Genomic DNA, 1623 nt, shown 5'->3' with positions numbered 1-1623 from the left:
CACGTACCCATACGCCCGGGTACGCCCGCCTTCCTGCTTCAGGTACACGCCCTGCAACTCCGGCGTGAAGCCGGGCAAGCGATTGATGCCTTCTTCCAGGGCCAGGAAGTATTTCAACACCGCGCCGCCCCAGATTTCACCGGGCACCACGCACAAGACCCCCGGCGGATAAGGCAGCGCACCCTCGGCGGCAATGCGCCCGTCGGCCTCCGCCAGCGCGACCAGTTCGACGTTGCCGCGGATGTACTCGATTTGCGCTTGCTGCGGGTTCATGGCCTTTTTCGGGAAGTGCTCCTTGCGGAACATGTCCTTCTGCAACTGCTGCACGTTGTGGTGGCGATACAGGTCGTGCATTTCCTGGCAGAGCTGGCGAATGGTGTAGTTGCGATAGCGTTCCTGATGCTGCGCGTAGATGGCCGGCAGCACCCGGCTCATCGGCGCGTCATCGTTGATGAAGCGTTCGAAACGGGCGATTTGCGCGGCCAGGTGGGTCATCTTCGCCCAGTCTTCGGCCGGGGTGAGCAGGAACAGGATCGAGTTGAGGTCGCACTTTTCCGGGACGATGCCGTTCTCGCGCAGGAAGTTGGCCAGGATGCCGGCGTGAATGCCGAAGTCGGTGTAGCTGCCGTCCACCGGGTCGATGCCCGGCGTGGTGAACAGCAACTTGCACGGGTCGATGAAGTACTGCTTCTCGGCGTAGCCGGCAAAGGCGTGCCAGCGATCCTTGGGATGGAACTCGAAGAAGCGGATGTCGTTGGCGATTTCTTCCGTTGGATAGTCCTCCCACGCCCGCCCTTCAATGGTGTTCGGTACGAACGGGCGGACCATGGTGCAGGCTTCGAGGATCAACTTGCGCGCTTCGATGCCGAACTTCACGCAGTCTTCCCACAGGCGCAGGCCGCTGCGGCCGGAGTGAATGCGCGCATTCACATCCAGCGAGGCGAACAGCGGGTAGAACGGGCTGGTGGACGCCTGGGCCATGAAGGCGTTGTTAAGCCGGTGGTGGTTGCAATAACGCGCCTGGCCTTTGATGTGGCGGTCTTTCTTGTGTACCTGGGAGGCCTGGGAAAAACCGGCTTGCTGTTTGTGCACCGACTGGGTGACGAAGATGCCCGGGTCGTTCTCATCCAGATCAAGCAACAGCGGCGAGCAGTCCTTCATCATCGGGATGAACTGCTCGTAGCCGACCCACGCCGAGTCGAACAGGATGTAGTCACACAGCTTGCCGATGCGGTCGACCACTTGCCGGGCGTTGTAGATGGTGCCGTCATAGGTGCCCAGTTGAATGATCGCCAGGCGGAACGGTCGCGGCAGTTGCGCCTTGTCCGGGGCGACCTCGGCGATCAGTTCGCGCAGGTAGTCCTCTTCGAAACAGTGAGCGTCGATGCCACCGATGAAGCCGTAAGGGTTGCGCGCGGTTTCCAGGTAGACCGGCGTGGCACCGGCCTGCAACAGCGCGCCCTGGTGGTTGGACTTGTGGTTGTTGCGGTCGAACAGCACCAGGTCGCCGGGGGTCAACAGGGCGTTGGTCACCACCTTGTTCGACGCCGAGGTGCCGTTGAGCACGAAGTAGGTCTTGTCCGCGTTGAACACCTGCGCGGCGTGCTTCTGCGCCAGCAGCGC

1 protein-coding gene is annotated in these 1623 nt (G+C 62.0%); it reads right to left on the bottom strand.

The annotated features are described in order from the left end of the window. Positions 1-1623 (bottom strand): ornithine decarboxylase (gene speC / locus KGB28_RS01110; RefSeq protein WP_223441336.1); only part of this gene is annotated, 1623 nt, incomplete at both ends.

This window comes from Pseudomonas sp. BF-R-19 (genome assembly GCF_019956445.1).
GTDB classification, from domain to species: Bacteria; Pseudomonadota; Gammaproteobacteria; order Pseudomonadales; family Pseudomonadaceae; genus Aquipseudomonas; species Aquipseudomonas fluorescens_BH.
The sequence above is the reverse complement of the archived record's forward strand: the minus strand, read 5'-3'. Positions and strand labels throughout refer to the sequence as shown.